Source organism: Burkholderia sp. MSMB1826, assembly GCF_001526325.1.
GTDB lineage: Bacteria > Pseudomonadota > Gammaproteobacteria > Burkholderiales > Burkholderiaceae > Burkholderia.
In genome coordinates this window covers 146,698-164,003 of sequence record NZ_LOYN01000003.1, presented here as the reverse complement: position 1 = coordinate 164,003, position 17,306 = coordinate 146,698, and the positions used below count along the sequence as shown (strand labels likewise).

15 protein-coding genes are annotated in these 17,306 nt (G+C 68.9%); 10 read left to right on the top strand and 5 right to left on the bottom strand.

Annotation, left to right across the window (positions count from 1 at the left end; translation table 11 throughout):
• The first annotated feature begins 358 nt into the window (after positions 1–358).
• The 5 genes from WS95_RS00745 to WS95_RS00725 all read left to right on the top strand — a co-directional run bounded on the left by WS95_RS00745 (position 359) and on the right by WS95_RS00725 (position 5,995).
• A complete protein-coding gene (locus tag WS95_RS00745; RefSeq protein WP_059821740.1) occupies positions 359–796 on the top strand; it encodes a DUF3331 domain-containing protein in 438 nt (145 codons plus the stop codon).
• 64 nt (positions 797–860) lie between these two features.
• Positions 861–1,682 (top strand): alpha/beta fold hydrolase, encoded by an 822-nt coding sequence (locus tag WS95_RS00740; protein WP_059821738.1) that lies wholly within the window; start codon positions 861–863, stop codon positions 1,680–1,682.
• A 435-nt stretch (positions 1,683–2,117) separates the two neighbouring features.
• Complete coding sequence (locus WS95_RS00735; RefSeq protein ID WP_059821737.1) at positions 2,118–3,923, top strand: winged helix-turn-helix domain-containing protein; 1,806 nt, start codon at positions 2,118–2,120, stop codon at positions 3,921–3,923.
• 230 nt (positions 3,924–4,153) lie between these two features.
• Positions 4,154–4,396 (top strand): hypothetical protein, encoded by a 243-nt coding sequence (locus tag WS95_RS00730; protein WP_059821773.1) that lies wholly within the window; start codon positions 4,154–4,156, stop codon positions 4,394–4,396.
• 111 nt (positions 4,397–4,507) lie between these two features.
• Positions 4,508–5,995, top strand: a complete 1,488-nt coding sequence (locus WS95_RS00725) for a mechanosensitive ion channel family protein (RefSeq protein ID WP_059821735.1) — start codon at positions 4,508–4,510, stop codon at positions 5,993–5,995.
• A gap of 56 nt (positions 5,996–6,051) precedes the next feature.
• Here WS95_RS00725 and WS95_RS00720 read toward each other — a convergent pair whose 3' ends face one another.
• Positions 6,052–6,960, bottom strand: a complete 909-nt coding sequence (locus WS95_RS00720) for a LysR family transcriptional regulator (protein WP_034209340.1) — start codon at positions 6,958–6,960, stop codon at positions 6,052–6,054.
• A gap of 119 nt (positions 6,961–7,079) precedes the next feature.
• On the opposite strand from WS95_RS00720, the gene WS95_RS00715 reads away from it, so the two are divergent.
• Complete coding sequence (locus WS95_RS00715) at positions 7,080–7,985, top strand: helix-turn-helix domain-containing protein (RefSeq protein WP_034209339.1); 906 nt, start codon at positions 7,080–7,082, stop codon at positions 7,983–7,985.
• Between the two features lie 103 nt (positions 7,986–8,088).
• Positions 8,089–9,252, top strand: coding sequence for an aldose epimerase family protein (locus WS95_RS00710; RefSeq protein ID WP_059821733.1), 1,164 nt, complete (start codon positions 8,089–8,091; stop codon positions 9,250–9,252).
• Between the two features lie 39 nt (positions 9,253–9,291).
• On the opposite strand, the gene WS95_RS00705 is transcribed toward WS95_RS00710, so the two are convergent.
• The gene (locus WS95_RS00705; RefSeq protein ID WP_059821731.1) at positions 9,292–10,263 is read right to left on the bottom strand and encodes an AraC family transcriptional regulator; all 972 of its coding nucleotides are present in this window, start codon (positions 10,261–10,263) and stop codon (positions 9,292–9,294) included.
• Positions 10,264–10,357: 94 nt separating this feature from the next.
• Between WS95_RS00705 and WS95_RS00700 the strand changes: the two genes are divergently transcribed.
• From WS95_RS00700 to WS95_RS00690, 3 genes are all read left to right on the top strand, one after another.
• Positions 10,358–11,191, top strand: a complete 834-nt coding sequence (locus WS95_RS00700; protein WP_059821729.1) for an oxidoreductase — start codon at positions 10,358–10,360, stop codon at positions 11,189–11,191.
• Positions 11,192–11,328: 137 nt separating this feature from the next.
• Positions 11,329–12,165: an alpha/beta fold hydrolase gene (locus WS95_RS00695; RefSeq protein WP_059821728.1), complete on the top strand. Its 837-nt coding sequence runs from the start codon at positions 11,329–11,331 to the stop codon at positions 12,163–12,165.
• A gap of 163 nt (positions 12,166–12,328) precedes the next feature.
• The gene (locus tag WS95_RS00690; protein ID WP_257139522.1) at positions 12,329–12,625 is read left to right on the top strand and encodes a LysE family transporter; all 297 of its coding nucleotides are present in this window, start codon (positions 12,329–12,331) and stop codon (positions 12,623–12,625) included.
• Positions 12,626–12,673: 48 nt separating this feature from the next.
• Here the strand turns inward: WS95_RS00690 and WS95_RS00685 are convergent, their stop codons facing one another.
• From WS95_RS00685 to WS95_RS00675, 3 genes are all read right to left on the bottom strand, one after another.
• Entirely contained in the window at positions 12,674–13,381 is a 708-nt protein-coding gene (locus WS95_RS00685) for a DUF3142 domain-containing protein (RefSeq protein ID WP_059821726.1), read from the bottom strand.
• A gap of 7 nt (positions 13,382–13,388) precedes the next feature.
• The gene (locus tag WS95_RS00680; protein ID WP_059821724.1) at positions 13,389–15,557 is read right to left on the bottom strand and encodes a hypothetical protein; all 2,169 of its coding nucleotides are present in this window, start codon (positions 15,555–15,557) and stop codon (positions 13,389–13,391) included.
• Between the two features lie 307 nt (positions 15,558–15,864).
• Entirely contained in the window at positions 15,865–17,277 is a 1,413-nt protein-coding gene (locus WS95_RS00675; protein WP_034209332.1) for a hypothetical protein, read from the bottom strand.
• Positions 17,278–17,306: the final 29 nt, after the last annotated feature.

Genomic DNA, 17,306 nt, shown 5'->3' with positions numbered 1-17,306 from the left:
GAGGTATGCGGCGGCGAGGCCGCACGGGATGGGGGATCGGTGGCGGCCGGCCGCGGCCATCCCGCCCGGCAGCCGTTCGGCATGCGCCGCCGCGCGGCGAGGGGCGCGCGTGGACGAACGAATGCCGTCGGGAGCGTATCGCGGCGCGGGGCGCGGCGTACTGAAATCCGGCTGAATTTTCTTGAACGCCGCGGCGCCGCGAGCGGATTCTGTCGCGCTGCAGAAAAATTAAGCGCGCGACCGGGACTCTTCAGCGAACGGCGATTATCGTCAGCATCGGGTCATCGGCACGCGTTGCGCACCATGCGAACGGCGCCGCCCGGCCCGCGCCGCCCGTCACCTGCCTGGATATGCCGCCATGGACGCCTTCAATCGTTGGGAGCACATGATCACGTCGCTCAGGCCGTCGCCCGCCGCGAGCCTCCGGATGAGGCCGATGCCGCGCGAGCGGGCGGCCGACGGCTCGCGTCGCCTGCATCGGGACGACGCGCCGACACCGTCGAGCGGCGACGTCCGGCGCCGCTGCGCGATCGTCGCGGTCGAGCGGCAGACCGATTCGTCGATGCTGGTGTCGTGGAGCGACCCGACGCGCTGCCGCTACGACGAGCAACGCTGGATCAGCGCGAAGGCGCGCGGCCGCGGGCTCGGCCGTTGCGCGCTCACCGGGCAGCCGATCCGGGCCGGCGACGCGATCTACAAACCTCAGTGGCGCGGCGAGAAACGCCCCGCGAACTGCCGCGAAATGATTCTCGCGGCGGCGCTCGAGCAATTCGTCGCCCGGCAGTCCCGCGCATGACGTGCGGCGCCACACGCTTCGGCCGCGTCCGCGCACGCGGCTTCCCGACTCGAAAGGAACCCTCATGAGCACGTTCACCACCCGCGACGGCGTATCGATCCACTACAAGGACTGGGGCAGCGGCCGCCCGGTCGTGTTCATTCACGGCTGGCCGCTGAATGCCGACATGTGGGACGTGCAGATGCATCATCTCGCGTCGCACGGCCTGCGCTGCATCGCGTACGACCGGCGTGGCTTCGGGCGATCCGGTCAACCCTGGAGCGGATACGACTACGACACGCTGGCCGACGATCTCGCGACGCTGCTCGAGACGCTCGACCTGCACGACGCGACGCTCGTCGGCTTTTCGATGGGCGGCGGCGAGGTGGCGCGCTACATCGGCCGACACGGGACGCGTCGCATCGCGAAGGCGGTGCTGATCGGCTCGGTGACGCCGCTCGTGGCGCGGCGCGACGATCATCCGGACGGCGTGGACGTCGCGGTGTTCGACGGCATTCGCGCCGGCATCGTGGCCGATCGCGCGGCATTTTTCGACGCCTTCTGGCCGCTGTTTACCGGATCGAACCGCGACGGCTCGACGGTTTCGCGCGCGGCGCTCGACTGGACGTCGTTCATGGCGCTGCAAGGCGGGATGAAGGGCACGCTCGATTGCGTCCGCGCGTTTTCCGAGACCGATTTCCGTGCCGACCTGCAACGCTTCGACGTACCGACGCTCGTGATTCACGGCGACGACGACCAGACGGTGCCGCTCGCGCTGACGGGCGCCGCCACGGCGAACCGCGTCCCGCATGCGACGCTGAGCGTCTACGAAGGCGGCCCGCACGCGCTCTACCTGACGCACGCGGCCAGGCTGAACGACGAGTTGCTGGCGTTCGCGCAAGCCTGATCGCGTAAGGCATGCCGGCGGGGGGCACGCCCGCTGCGCGCGGTGAATCGCGGCGCCAATGCAGGCAAACGAGCCGACGGATATTCGGCCGTCGCAATAGCGGGGCCGTAAATAACCCGATCGGTCGAATCAAAACGAAAATGCACCGCATTGCTCCGGGCGAAAATGTTTCGTCTGATATATCTGAATCGTATTCATGGGCGCATGCGCGATTTGCACGTGAAACGTGCGCGGCCCCGCCGCATTTCGGTGCATGCGCAAAGCTGCGCTGCGCCTCGCCGCGCGTCGCGGCGGCGTTTTGCGTCATTTCAAAAAATTCGAGCCGTTCATTCTGATAATTTGAATCATTCGACCATGCAAATACCGTAGCATTGAGATCGAATCGGCACCCTATTTCAGCCGGGCGCCGTTGAATGTCACTCACAAGAAATTCCCATGATCCGGATTGGAACACTTCACGTTTTTCTCGACAGACGTGAAATTCGTTCGAACGGCAAGCTGCTGCGCATCGGCAGCCGCGCATTCGAAATTCTCGAGCTGTTGATTCGGGCGAACGGTGCGCTGGTATCGAAAGACGACATCATGCAGCGCGTATGGCCGCACACCGTGGTGGAGGAAAACAACCTGCAGGTGCACATCGCTTCGCTGCGCAAGGCGCTGGCCGGCGACCGGAACCTGATCGTGACGGTGCCCGGCCGCGGCTATCGGCTGGTCGTCGGGCAGGACGACGGCGACGCGCCCGTGCGGGCCTCGACGTGGCGGCCGTCCGCCGCGCCGAGCGCGTTGTTCGGCCGCGAACAGACGGTCGCCGACGTGCTGGCCGCCCTGCAGGGCGCGCGCGTCGTGACGCTGGTCGGCGCGGGCGGCATCGGCAAGACGCGGGTCGCGATCGAAGCGGCGGCGCGCGCCGCCGCGCACTTCCCGGAAGGCACCGTATTCGTATCGCTCGCCACCGTCGCGTGTCCGCGCTTCGTGCCGGACGCGCTCGCCGGTGCGTTCGGCATCACGCAGCCGACCGGGTCGCTGACGCTCGAAGCGGTGCTCGCCAGCGTCGCGCGTCGCCGGATGCTGCTCGTGCTCGACAATTGCGAGCACCTGCTCGACGCGGCCGCGCAGATCGCGAGCGCGCTCACCGACGCGGACGACGGGCTGTGCGTGCTCGCGACGAGCCGGGAATCGTTGCGCATCCACGGCGAGCGCGTGTGTCCGGTGCCGCCGCTCGACGTACTCGACGAAGGCGCCGACGATCGCGACGCGATGCGCGCGAGCGCGGTGCAATTGTTCGCGGCGCGTGCACGCGCGGCCGATCCGCGTTTTCCGCTCGATGCGCGCAGCCTGTCGCTGATGGCGTCGGTCTGCCGTCGCCTCGACGGCCTGCCGCTCGCGATCGAACTGGCCGCGGCCCGTGCCGCCGTGCTCGGCATCGACGTGCTGGCCGCCCATCTCGACGATCACTTTCGGCTGCTGACCGGCGGTTTTCGCACGGCGTTGCCGCGCCATCAGACATTGCAGGCGATGTACGACTGGAGCTACCGGTTGCTCGGCGACGCCGAGCGCCTGCTGCTGCGATGGCTCGGCGTGTTTCGCGACGGCTTCTCGATCGAGGCCGTGCGCGAGGTCGTCGGCGCCAACGGGCCGGCCGGCGCCGACCTGCTCGATACGATCGCCGGCCTCGTGTCGAAGTCGCTGCTGATCCTCGAGACCGCGCACGGCGCGCCGCGCTACCGGCTGTTGACGACCACGCGGGCCTACGCGCAACAGCAGCTCGACGGTCACGGCGAGGGGCCGGCTGCCGCGCGCGCGCATGCGACCTACTTTCTCGCGTTGTTCCGGCGCGCGACCCACGATGGCGCCGCGTCGCGCGGCGACGCGAATGGCGCGACCCGGCTCGATGTGGTCCGGCGCGAGCTCGGCAATCTGCGCGCCGCGCTCGACTGGGCGTTTTCGGCGCAGGGCGACGCGGCGCTCGGCATCGCGCTCGCGGCCGTCGCGGTGCCTTGCCTGTTCGATCTGTCGCTCGTCGACGAATGTCGCGAACGGGCGCGCGTCGCGCTCGATGCGATGCGCGACGCGGATGCAAACGCGATGTCCGGCGATGCGCGCGTGCGATTGCTGGCCGCGTATGCGGCTGCGCTCGCGCATACGGCAGGGTCGACCGAGGTCGCGCACGATGCGTGGTCGGAAGTGCACGCACTCGGACTCGACGCGGCCGAGTCCGAGCTGCCGTCGCGCGAGTCGTGACGCCGGGTCCGTGCGCGTCGGTCATGTTTCAGAACGATTCAGCCCGGTTACAGGACAGCGGCAGGCGGCACGCGTAGATTGCCTGAACGGAGGGCGCCGGCACCTCGTCGGCACGCGTGCGCGCCGGCGCCGAGCGCCCGTCGACATCGCGCGACCCCACTGAACGCCGGCGCGGCGCAATGCCCGGCGTGCGCGTCGCCGCGCCTCCCGCTCAACCGACGAACCGCCGCATGAAACCTGACCGATCCGATCTTTCCCGTCACGCGACCGACCTCGGCCTGCTGTTCCTGCGCGTCGCCGCCAGCGTGCTGCTGCTCGTGGTGCACGGCTTGCCGAAGGTCGTCCACCCGGACTGGCCGCTGCGCGATGCGCAATTCGCGTGGATGCTGCTGATCCTGTTCGGCACGATCGCGATCGCGGGCGCCGGCCGCTATGTGTTGCCGCTGCCAGGCGTCGTGCAGCGGCGCGGCTGATCGCAGCCGGCGCATCGGCAGCCCGCACGCGATGTGCCCGACGATGCCGTCCGCGCGGCGGCCTGCGTGCCGCCAGCTCCACCTTTTCACGCGCCGCGCTTGCGTTCCGCCATGTTGAATTTCTCCGATACGGCGCTCTACGGCGCGCCGATCGTACTGGCCGACCTTGCCGCGTGGCGGCTGCTCGGACACGATCGTCCCGTGGCTCGCGCCATCCGGCGCTGTGCGGCGTTCGCCGCGCTGAGCGCCGTGCTGTTCGCGACCGGCGTCAGCCCGCTCGCCGTTCCCGCGTCGCTCGGCGGGCTCGACCGGATCGTGGTCCAGGCCATCTGCATCGCATGGTGGCTCCAGTGCGCGATCGTGTTCAGCCTGCTGATCAATCATCTGCTGCTGCCGCGCGCGTGGCGCAGCCAGCGGCTCTTTCACGACATCGCCGAAGGCATCGTGTTCGGCGCGGCCGCGGTGGCCGCACTCGGCTACGTGCTCGGCCTGCCGCTGAGCGGCCTGGTCGCGACGTCCGGCGCCGTCGCGGTGATCCTCGGGCTCGCGCTCCAGAACACGCTGAACGACGTGTTCTCCGGGCTCGTGCTGAATACCACGCAACCGTTCCGGCTCGACGATACGGTCTCGATCGGCGAGCTCGAAGGGCGGATCGTCGAGAGCAACTGGCGGGCGACGAAGCTGATCGACAGCCTGGGCAACCTGGTCGTCGTGCCGAACAGCGCGGCGGCGCGTGCCACCATCGTGAACCTCAGCGAACCGGCCGGCCTGCACGGCGTCACGCTCGCGCTCGATCTCGATCCCGCGGTGCGGCCGGCCGTCGCCGTCGGCGCGCTGGAGCGGGCCGCGGCGAGTTCGCTCGACGTGCTCGCACGCCCCGCGCCGATCGCCGTCGTGAAGGCGATCCGCGCGAACGCGATCCAGTACGAACTCGTCTGTTACGTCGACGCGCTGCAGAAGAAGACGACCGTGCGCAACGCGCTCTACGATCTCGCGCATCGGCATCTGGCCGCGGCAGGCGTCGCGTGGCGACCGCTCGCGGGGCCGGCGCCGGCGTGCGCTTCGTCATCGGCATCGCCGGTGCATCCGGTGTCGCGTCGGCTGCTGCTGTTGCGCGCGGTCGAACTGTTCGCACGCGTCGACGACGACGATCTGGCCGTGCTGGCCGACGCGCTGATATCGCGTTCGTTCGGCAAGGGCGACGTGATCTATGCGTCGAATTCGGAGTCGCGTGTGCTGACCATCGTCGAATCGGGCGTCGCGGCGGTGTTCGTGCCGGGCGCGTCGGGCGACGTCGAAGTCCGGCGGATGGCGCCGGGCGATGCGATCGGGCAGTCGGTCGTGCTCGCCGGCACGCGGCTTCACGCGACCGTCCATGCGGTGACCGCGATGACCGTGCATCAGCTTCGCAGCGAGGATCTGTCGGCGCTGATCGGCAGGAAGCCGGCGCTCGGCAGGCTGATGTGCGAGTCGCTCACCGACCATATCGCGACCGAGGAACGGATGATGATTCCGCCGGTCGAGAAGGCGCACGCGGGGTTCAGCCTGATCGGCTGGCTCGAGAAGGAAATGAAGCGGCTGCACGATTCGCTCGGCTGACGCCGGGCCGGATCGCGAGCGGCCGCCGGCGGCCCGGCGGCCCGTGAACGGGCGCGTCAGTCCGGCGTCGTGAAGCGCTCGACGAGATCGGGCTGGTCGAGCTGCTCGACCCACCAGTGCAGCGCGCGGCCCGCTTCGTCGCCGCGCCACGCGAGATAGCAGTGCGTGGTGTCGCGCATGCCCGTCACCTGGCGCGCGACGAGCTTGCCGTCGGCGATCGCGCGCGCCGCGATGCATTCCGGCAGCGTGCCGACCGCGAGCCCTTCGCATTGCGCTTCCAGTTTCGCGGCCAGCGTCGGGACCGCGAGGGTCGGCTGGCCCGCATCGATCGCGACCGACTGCGGCTGCAATTCGCGCGACGTATCGCTGATCACCGCACCGCGATACTGGACGACCGACGTCATCGCCAGCGGTTCGGGCAGCGACGCGAGCGGATGGGACGGCGCGACCGCGAACACGTGTTTCAGCGAACCGATCGGCCGCGCGACGATGCCCGGCAATTCCGGCGGTTCGCCCGCCGCGCCGACGACGAGATCCGCCCGACGCGAAATCAGCGCATCCCACGCGCCGCCGAGCACTTCGGTGGACAGTCGCAGCCGCGTGTCCATCCCGAGCGCGTAGAACCGGTGCACGTACGGCCACAGCGCGTCGAACGGCAGGATTTCGTCGATGCAGACGCGGACTTCCGTTTCCCAGCCCTGTTGCGCCCGCAGCGCCTTCATTTCGAGTTGCTCGGCCGCGCGCAGCAGGCGCCGGCCTTCCTCGACGACGATGCGCCCTGCATGCGTGAGCTTCGCGCGCCGTCCGCTGCGGTCGAACAGCGCCACGCCGAGATCGCTTTCGAGTTTCTGCACCAGGTAGGTCAGCGCCGAGGGCACGCGATGCAGCAGTTCCGCTGCTTCGGCGAAGGTTCCGGTGCGGTCGATCGCGTCCAGGGCTTCGAGCGCTTCGAATGACAGCTTCATCGCGAATTCCGGTAGAGGTGGCTGGCGCATCATACCAGTGCCGGTACGGCGCGAGCAGCGTGCGTTGCCGCGATTTGCTAGAGTGGCGGGTATCGTCGTTCGCCACCCCGCATCGCCCCATGACCGCCTCCCAGCCGGATACCGCATCGTCCGATTTCATCCCGGCCGACGTCAGGCAGACCGTCGTCACGCAGGCGTTGCCGCATGGGCAGATCGGTATCGTCCGACTCAAGACCTTGCGGAGAAACATGGGGCTGACCGCGCCCTATGAACTCGAGAATACGGATCTCATCGTCTTGCAGTTGCGTGCGTTCGGCGAACAGGCGCTGTGGCGCGATGGCCGCCCCGCACCGTTCGTTCCGTATGACGCGGGCACCGTGTCGATCTACGATCTCGACCGTCGCTGGGTGGCCGACCTCAAGGGCGCGTTCGATTGTCTGCATTTCCACCTGCCGCGCCACACGCTCGAAGAAACGGTCGACGACCTCGGCGGCCGGCAGCGGCCGCAGCTTTATCTGCCGCCGCATCTGAGCACCCGCGATTCGGTCGTCCATGCGCTCGGCCAGTCGCTCCTGCCGGCGCTGGCCCGGCCGGGCGAAGCGTCGCAGATCTTCGTCGACCATGTGGGGTTGGCGTTTCAGGCGCACGTCGCGCACCGTTACGGCGGCGTCGGCGAACGACGGGAAAGGTCGGACGGCAAGCTCACGCCGTCGCAGGCGCGCCGCGCGCAGGAGCTGTTGCTCGCGCACCTCGACGGCAACATCGGGCTGGCCGACGTCGCGCGCGCGTGCGGGCTGTCCCGCGGTTATTTCGTCAAGGCGTTTCATCGCACGACCGGGATGCCGCCGCATCGCTGGCTCATCGTGCAGCGCGTCGAGCGGGCGAAGGAATGGATGCGCAACCCGAACGTGCCGTTGAGCACGATCGCCGTTGCATGCGGCTTTGCCGATCAGAGCCATTTCTCGCGGACCTTCACGCGGTTGACCGGTGTCACGCCTCGCCGGTGGCGTGCCAACCCTACGTGAGCGCCGCGATGCTCCGGACGCGGAGGCGCGGCATGGCAAACGCGGCTACGTGCAGGCATGCAACTTGCGCGCGAGCACGGGCCGCATCACTTCGGAGGTTTTCATGAAACGACGCTGGCCGCGACGACCGATGCTCGCGATAGGTGTGCTCGCAACGTTCGGCTTTCATGCCGCCATCGCGTCGGCGGCGCCCGACGTGTCGATCAGCCGCGCCGATTACGGGACGACCGCGAACGGGCAGCCGGTGAGCCAGTACACGCTCGCGAACCGGCACGGCGTGACGCTGAAAGTCATCACGTATGGCGGCATCGTGACCGCCCTCGACGTGCCGGACCGTACCGGCCGCGTGGCCGACATCGTGCTCGGCTTCGATTCGCTGCGCGATTACGAAGCGCACAACGGCAACATCCATTTCGGCGCGCTGATCGGCCGGTATGCGAATCGCATCGCGGGCGGGCGTTTCACGCTCGACGGCCAAACCTGGAAGCTGCCGGTCAACGACGGGCCGAACACGCTGCACGGCGGCCCCGACGGTTTCGACGCGAAGGTATGGACTGTCACCGGCACGCACGGCGACGCGACGGGCGCGAGCGTCACGCTGCGCTACGTGAGCCCCGACGGCGAGAACGGCTTCCCCGGCACGCTGACGACGGACGTGACCTACACGCTGACCCGCGACGACCAGGTTCGCATCGACTACCGCGCAACGACCGACAAGGACACGGTCGTCAACCTGACGAACCACAGCTACTTCAACCTGGCGGGGCAGGCAGGCGGCAGCGTCGAGCGGCAATTGATCGAGATCGCCGCATCGCGCTTCACGCCGACCGACGACACGTCGATTCCGACCGGGCAACTGGCCAGCGTCGCGGGCACGCCGATGGATCTGCGCCAGTTGACGCCGATCGGCGCGCATCTGCGCGATGCGTATCCGCAGCTCGTGCTCGCGCATGGCTACGACCAGAACTGGGTGCTGGACCAGGGCGGCCAGTCGGCGCCGGCGTTTGCCGCGCGCGCTTACGACCCGGCGTCGGGGCGTTTTCTCGAGTTGTACACGACGCAGCCGGGGCTGCAGTTCTACACGGCCAACGGGTTGAACGGCAGCGTCGCGGGCAAGGGCGGAACGGTCTATCGGCAAACCGATGCGTTCGCGCTGGAAGCCGAGCATTTTCCCGATTCGCCGAATCGTCCGGCCTTTCCGTCGACGACGCTCAAGCCGGGCGAGACGCTGCACGAAGTGACGGTGTGGCGGGTGGGCGCGCGATGAGCGCGCGGGTCGTATGGGTCGCGGCCGCGTTCCGGCGCGTCAATGCGACGACACGAACACCGCATCGTCGAACGCTTCGGGAATCGCGAAGCTCGCGCGCATGCGCTGCGTCTCCTTCGCCGGCGTCAGGCCGAACAGGCGCTTGAATTCGCGGCTGAACTGCGACGGGCTCGTGTAGCCGACCGCGTAGCCGGCCGCCTCCGCCGTCAGGTCCTGGCGCACCATCAATAGCCGCGCCTGATGCAGGCGCGTCGACTTCAGGTACTGCATCGGCGACGCCTGCGTGATCGCCTTGAAATGGCTGTGAAAGCTCGGCACGCTCATGCCGGCCGCGTCGGCCAGTTGCGACACGTCGAGCGGCCGCGCGTAGTCGGTGTGGATCACGCGCAAGGCGCGCCCGATCCGGCCGAACTGCCCGCGCATCGCCAGTGCGCTGCGCATCGCATCGCCCTGCGCGCCGGTCAGCACGCGGAAATACAGCTCGCGAAGCAGCGCCGGGCCGAGCACCGCGGCGTCGAGCGGCCGCTGCATCGCCTCGACGAAACGCAGCACCGATGCGTGCATCGCGGCGTCCATCGGCGTCGACATCATGCTCTTCGGCGCTTGCACGGGCGGCGCGAGGCCGGCGCGATCGATCTGCGCGGCGAGTTCGGCCGCCAGCGTGAAATCGAGGTGCAGGTACAGCGCGAGCAGCGGGCGCGCGGGCGTGGCGTCGGTTTCCATGCTGAACGGGACGGGCACGGAGACGGCCAGGTAATGGTGCTCGTCGTACAGATAGCGCTCGCCGCCGAAGTAGCCGCGCTTCGATCCCTGGCACACGATCACGATGCCCGGGTCGTACAGCACCGGCGTGCGCGACAGCACGCGGTTCGAGCGCAGGATGCGCACGCTCGGCAGCGCCGTCAGGTTGTAGCCTTCGTCGGGCGCGAGCGCGCGCAGCAGCGTTACCAGGCGTTTCCGGTCGCGCGGGGACAGCGCGGGAGATCGGGCGGAGACGGGCGAGGGGATCATAGTTTTGTGCAAGAAAATCAGCGGAATCGGGCTTATTCGACGCAGTTCGTCAGACTAGTATGCACGCTTCGATCGACATTCGGGAGAAGCTCACATGGCATCCGGCAACATCATGCTCATTACCGGCGTCAGCAGCGGTTTCGGTCGCGCGCTGGCCCGGGAGGCGCTGGCCGCCGGCCACACGGTGGTCGGTACGGTGCGCAGCGCGCAGGCGGCGCGCGACTTCGAGGCGCTGTCCGCGCAGGCGGCCGTCGCGCGCGTGCTCGACGTGACCGACTTCGACCGCATCGACGGCGTCGTCGCGGACATCGAGGCGAACGTCGGGCCCATCGACGCGCTGGTGAACAACGCGGGTTACGGGCACGAAGGGATCATGGAGGAGGCGCCGCTCGACGAGATGCGCCGGCAGTTCGACGTGAACGTTTTCGGCGCGGTCGCGATGATGAAGGCCGTCGTGCCGTTCATGCGCGCGCGCCGGCGCGGCCGCATCCTGAACATCACGTCGATGGGCGGTCACATCACGATGCCGGGCATCGCGTACTACTGCGGCAGCAAGTTCGCGCTGGAAGGCATTTCCGAAACCCTCGGCAAGGAGCTCGAGCCGTTCGGCATCGCGGTGACGGCCGTGGCGCCGGGTTCGTTCCGCACGGACTGGGCCGGCCGCTCGATGGTGCGCACGCCGCGCTCGATTGCCGACTACGATGCGCTGTTCGATCCGATCCGCCGCGCGCGCGAGGAGAAAAGCGGCAAGCAGCCGGGCGACCCCGCGAAGGCCGCGCGGGCGATGCTCGCCGTGATGACGGCGGACCGTCCGCCCGCGCATCTGCTGCTCGGCAGCGACGCGCTGCGGCTCGTGCGGGACAAACTGTCGGCGCTGGACGACGAAATCCGCGCGTGGGAAGCCGTGACGGTGTCGACGGACGGCTGACGCGCGCGGCATCGTTCGTTTCCTGCCGGTGGATGATCGGGCCTCGCTGCGCGCGATGGCATCGAGGTTTCACAATAATGGCCGATAATGGCAACCGGCCCGCTCGCCACGTTCATCCACCTTACCGGAGCATCGCGATGCCATACGTCACCACGAAGGACAACGTCGATATTTTCTACAAGGATTGGGGTCCGAAAGATGCGCAGCCCGTCATGTTCCATCACGGCTGGCCGCTGTCCAGCGACGACTGGGATGCGCAACTGCTGTTCTTCGTCCAGAACGGCTATCGCGTGATCGCGCACGACCGGCGCGGCCATGGCCGCTCGGCGCAGGTCTGGGACGGCCACGACATGGATCATTACGCGGCGGATGCGTTCGCGGTGGTCGAAGCGCTCGACCTGTGCAATGCGGTGCACATCGGGCACTCGACGGGCGGCGGCGAAGTGGCGCGCTACGTCGCGAAGCACGGCGAGCCGGCCGGCCGCGTCGCGAAGGCGGTGCTGGTCAGCGCGGTGCCGCCGCTGATGCTCAAGACCGACTCGAACCCCGAGGGCTTGCCGCTCGCGGTGTTCGACGGCTTCCGGAAAGCGCTCGCCGACAATCGCGCGCAGTTCTTCCTCGACGTGCCGAGCGGCCCGTTCTACGGGTTCAACCGCGACGGCGCGACCGTGCACCAGGGCGTGATCCGCAACTGGTGGCGGCAGGGGATGGCAGGCAGCGCGAAGGCGCATTACGACGGCATCAAGGCGTTTTCGGAAACGGACCAGACCGACGACCTGAAGTCGATCTCCGTCCCGACGCTCGTGCTGCATGGCGAAGACGACCAGATCGTGCCGATCGCGGATTCCGCGCTGAAGTCGATCAAGCTGCTGAAGAACGGCACGCTGAAGACCTATCCGGGCTATTCGCACGGGATGCTGACGGTCAACGCGGACGTGCTCAACGCCGACCTGCTCGCGTTCGTGCGGGCATGACGGTGTCGGCGCCGGCCCGCTGCGGCGGGCGGCGCCGCGATCGTAGGGAAAGTGGTCCGGCCGCGCGTGGAAAGGGGCGCATCGTCCATTGGGTGCTTCACCCCAAATCGACGAAGCTCACGCCTGGATGCGCGAGGCGCGGCATCCGGCTGGCCAGGAACGCATGCAGTTCGCGTACCTGCGCGGCTTCGTCGTCGGCATCGCGAATCCGAAGGATCTGCTGTTCTTCGTTGCGTTCTTTCCGCAGTTCGTCGGCATCACGCCCGATTCGCGCGTGAGCCTCGCGATCCTCGCCGCGCTGTGGATCGCCGTCGATTTCACGGTCCTGACCGGCTACATGGCCGCGATCAACCATCCGGCGATTCATCGGAAGCGGCGATGGATCGTGACATCGTCGGCGCTTGCGCTGCTCGCGATCGCGCTCGTCGGGCTCGGCAGCACGCTCGCGAGCGCCGCATAGCGCATCGTCGATCGGCGTCACGCTTCGCTTGCGTCGCGCCGGCGCCCGCTAGCCATTGCGCAGGAACACGACGTAGCCGCGGAACCATGGACTCGATGCGAGATACGGCGGCGCGTCCCACTCGCCGCCCTGGATCACGCCGATGCGAAACGGCAGTTGCAGCCGCGCGACGCGCGGCAGATAGGCTGCATAATCGGGGATCGTGCTGCGGCCCTGGTAGGTCTGCACGACCACCTCGTCGACGATCCCCTTGAGCCGGTTGACCTGGTCGGTATCGATGCGGCTGCTCCAGTCGAGCAGCCCCGTGATGCTCAGCCGGCAATCGGCGGGCAAGGTCTCGCGCAACGTGCGCAGGAACGCGAGGTAATCCTGCAGGTGGCGCGTACCGGCATCGAAGTCGATCTGGATGCCGGCGATCGTGCGGCCCGACGCGCGCCAGCGTGCGAGCTGCGCGAGCATGATCTGCGTGACGCGCGGCGTCCAGCGCAGCGTATGCGCGCGATAGACGAGCCACACGTGCGCGTCGGGCGCGGGCGGCAGCGCGACGCCCTGCGCGATCGCGCGCACCTGCGACTCGTCCCGCGGCGACGCCTCGATCTGACCTTGCAGCACGTAGACGGCGCGCGCGCCGCGCACGACCGCCTGCGGCTTCACGCCCGCCCACAGCCAGAACGCATCGTACCGTGCAGCGTCGACGGTGCCGGCCAGCGCGCCGCGCGCGGCCAGCAGCAGCGCGATGCATGCGATGCGCTTCATGCGGCGCTCACCAGTAGTAGCGAAGCTTCCGCGCCCACGGGCTGTCCGGATAGGCGGTCTTCAGCGTGTCGAACCAGCGCTTGCGCGTGCTCTTCGAGACCTCCTTGCCGCCGCATTCGTTGGAGCCGCCCGGCGCGTAGCACCTGATCGCGCGATAGAACGCGTACGCGCGGTCGTTCGGGTTCGCCTGCGTATCGGCCATCACCGTCACGTAGCTCGACATCCGCTCGTACGGTTTGCCTGCGAACTGCGACGGCGCCGCGCCGAGCGTCGGCGGCACGCGCGTGGCGGCCGTGCTCGACGCGTTGCGGACCCACGACGGCACCGGATCGGTCTCGAGGCCGGGCACCGGCGGATGAAGTCGCACGAAATCGGCGAGGCAGTTCAGCCCTTTCGGATCGGCGGGATTCTGCTGCAGCGTCGCGGCGATGTCGCGCGCCGACGGGCACGTGTAGCCGTCTTCGTTTTTCGTGCCGGCTGCGATGAACGGCTTCAACGGATCGGCGGGCGTGCCGGACATCAGCGCCATGTCGGCGATGAAGTCCGCGTAGTGCGAACGCGTGAGCTCCTTGTACAGCAGCGTGTACAGCGCGGTGTCGCGCAGCGCGCCGCCGGTTGCCTGATTCCGCGCCTGCGCGCGCAGCAGGTCGGCATTGGCCGCGCGCTGCAGCAGCACCGCGCGGATCGCGACGTTCTGCACGGGCGAATCGTCGGCGAACGCATCGTTGACGAGCCCGGCCTGCTCCAGGTTGATCGCGAGCGCGAGTTCCAGCATTTCGCGCTGGAAGCGGAATTTCGCGAGCGGGATCAGGTCGCGCCACAGCTGGCGGGTCTGGTCGTTCCGGCCGCTGTCCTCCAGCGCGAACCCGCGCAGCGCCTGCTGGCTCAGACCGAAGTAGTCGAGCGGCACGGCGGGTGTTTGCGGCAGCAGCTCGAGCGCGGCATCCGGCTTGTGCCCGATCTGCACGTACCACGTTGCGAGCAGGTAGTCGTAGAGCGCGGGCGCGTTCGCGAAGCGCGGCTTCTGCGCTTGCAACTCGTCGAGCGTCATCGGCTTGCGGCTCGGATCGTTGCTGTCCGACGCACGCATGCGCAGCAGGTCGACGGTGGCGAGCACGGTCGGCGACTGGATCTGGCTCGCGTCGAATGCCGAGCCGAACAGCAGCTTGCTGTCGAGTTCGTTCGCCAGCTGCATCAGCGGCACGTTCGACGTCGCCGGCGACCAGTGCGCGAGCGCATGCCCGTACAGGTCGGCCTGCTGCGTGACGTTGCCGTCGAGCCACGCGACACGCCGCAACAGCCCGGTCGCGGACACCGCGTAGCGCCCCTTCGGATACACCTTCAGGTAGGTCCGGAATACCGTGTTCGCCGCGTCGAGCGACACCTTCGTCACGCGCGCGCGCGTCGGCGTCGGGCTGTCGTGGTCGAATGCGTTGGCCTGCGCGGCATTCAACTGCGCGCGCCCGGCCATGTAGAGGCCGGTTTCCTTCAGCCACGGGTCCGCGCTGTGCGATGCGTTCGCGAAGGCGCGGGTCGCGGCGAGGAAGTCGGCGCGGTAGAACGCGTTCGCGCCGTCGAGGTACGCGGCGAACTGCTGGCCGAGCGGCGACTTGACCGGCGGCTTCGTCCACGCGGCGCTCGCGCCGCCCGCGGCACAGTTCTGCTGCGCGATGTCGGCGCGCGCCGCGCGCAGGCGCGCAGCCTCGTCGGCGGGCAGACCGGCGGCGCTGCCCAGTGCGTCGTTGAATGCGTCCGTGCCCGCGCTCATGCCGCGGCAGATGCTGCCTTCGCCGTCCGCGTACCGGTTCGACGACGCATCGGCGTCCGCTGCGCCGCCGGTCTGGTCGGCCTCCTTCTGGCCGATATAGATCCATCCGGAGAAATCCATCGGGAACGGCACGACGATCCGCTCGACCCGCTCTTTCGCCGGGATGGTCTTCGGGTCCGGAAACACCTGCGCGACCTTGCCGCTGTCGGCCATCATCAGCATCGCGTTGACGCGCGTGTCGTTGGCGGGCATCAGCATCGGCACGTTGCCGCAGGAGTATGACGTTTGCCGGAGCGTGTTCGGCACGTAGCAGCCGTCGTCTCCGCTGGCATGGGCGGCCGGCATCCACAGCAGGCCGGTCGCCAGCGCGGCGAACAGGGTTCGGTGCAGCATCGGGTTTCTTCGCATTTTTCTTGTGTCGGGTAGGGGGGCCGCGACGGCCGGTTCTCTCAGGGGGCGCTTTGCCCCGGCGCGTATCGTACCTCACCGGCCGGCGCCGTCACGGCCGGCGTGGCCGGCATGGTGTCGGCCGGCCAGCGATGCGGAGGGCAGCCCCGTGAAATGGACATCCACCCGGTGTGGACGCAACGCGACCTTGAATCCGGATCGCTTGAACCGAGATGCAGCCGGCAGTAGCGGACGCCGACGATAGTTCGGGTTGCTTACAAACCGGGCGAGCAGCACGCGGGCGTCGCGCGCTCGTCACGACCGCGCATCACGCGCACACGCTGCTGGCGATGCCTCCGTCGTCCATCTCGTCGAGCGCGGCCCGCAAATCGTCGATGGCCACCATCAGTTCGCGGACCTGCCGCAACGACGGGTACTGATGCAGCACGGCGTGCCATTGCGGCAGGGTCAGCAGCGCGTGCCAGACGACGCCGAGGCCGTCCGGATCGGCATCCGGCTGCCGCGCGAGCGCGCTCGCGTATTCGAGGCTGGCCTGTGCCGACAGCAACTGCATCCGGCTCGCAGCGCCCAGCAGGCGCGGCGACGCGTCCGCGGACGCGTCGCAGCAATACAGCACCTCGCGTCGCAGCGCCGCTTCGTCGGTCGTCAACGCGTGCAGCGATGCGCCCTGCACGCGCACCGTGCCCTGGTGCGTCTCGAATGCATAGACCGTGTCGGGCGCCGCCTGCGCGAGCAGGTTCAGGCCGCGCAGCAGTCGCGGCAGGTCGGTCGTCGCGGCATCCGCGGAGGCTTTCGCTTCGACGAGAAAGCGCACGTTCCACGCGAGCGCCGGGTCGCCGCCGCGCGCGCGTTCGAGCAGGATCGCGTCCCATTCGGTTTTCGCGCGGTCGTGTCGGCCCGGGATCGACGAAGGCACACGCATCGACGTGACCACGCGGTAGGTGCGGTGCTCGTCCACCGCGTCGAGCCGGCGCGCCAGTGCGTCGAGCGCCTGCGCGGCCAGCGCTTCGACGGCCGCGCCGCGCTGCTGGGACGCCGCGCCTTGCGCGACGGCGGCCGTGCTGCCGACGAGCGGGCCCTGACGGACCCACAGCGCGCGGTAGCGACGGACGTCGTCGTCCGCGGCCAGCGCATCGAGTCGCAGCGTGCGTTCGAGCGCGGGGCTGTCCTTGAGCTTGACGATGTCCTGCTCGAACGCCGCGTCGGTCGCCATCTCGGGCAGCGCGAGCAGTTGCGCGAGCGCGGCATGCAGCTCGGCCCACGCCGCCGACGTCGCGGCCGCATGCAGGCGCGCGAGGCCGTCGCGTTGCCAGGCCTGTGCGCTGCGCTCGAGCTTGGCCGGGTGCGCGATCGCATTGACGGCCGCGTGGAGCGCGCGCCGGTCCTGCTCGGCGTGCGCGGACAACGACGCGTATTCGCGCACGTTCGGCGCATCGTGGCGCAGCACCGATGCCTGAAACGACGGGTCGCCGGATGACGGATCCATCGCGTCGCGGATCATCCGTGCGAGCGCATCGACGAAGCGCCGTCGCAGGTCCGCGCCGGGCGTGTGGCCGTCCGCCTGCATCCTGCGCGCTTCCTCGATCACGACCGCCAGTGCGGTGGCCGGATGCGTCGCGTCGGTCAGCGACGACGCGCGGTCGAGCGGCGGCAGCCGATAACGGCGCGCGACGGTGCGCAGGACGGCGTCGAGCAGGGCGGGCAGCGGTGTCAGCGACATGGCGGATTCGGGCGTGAAAGCAACGTGAC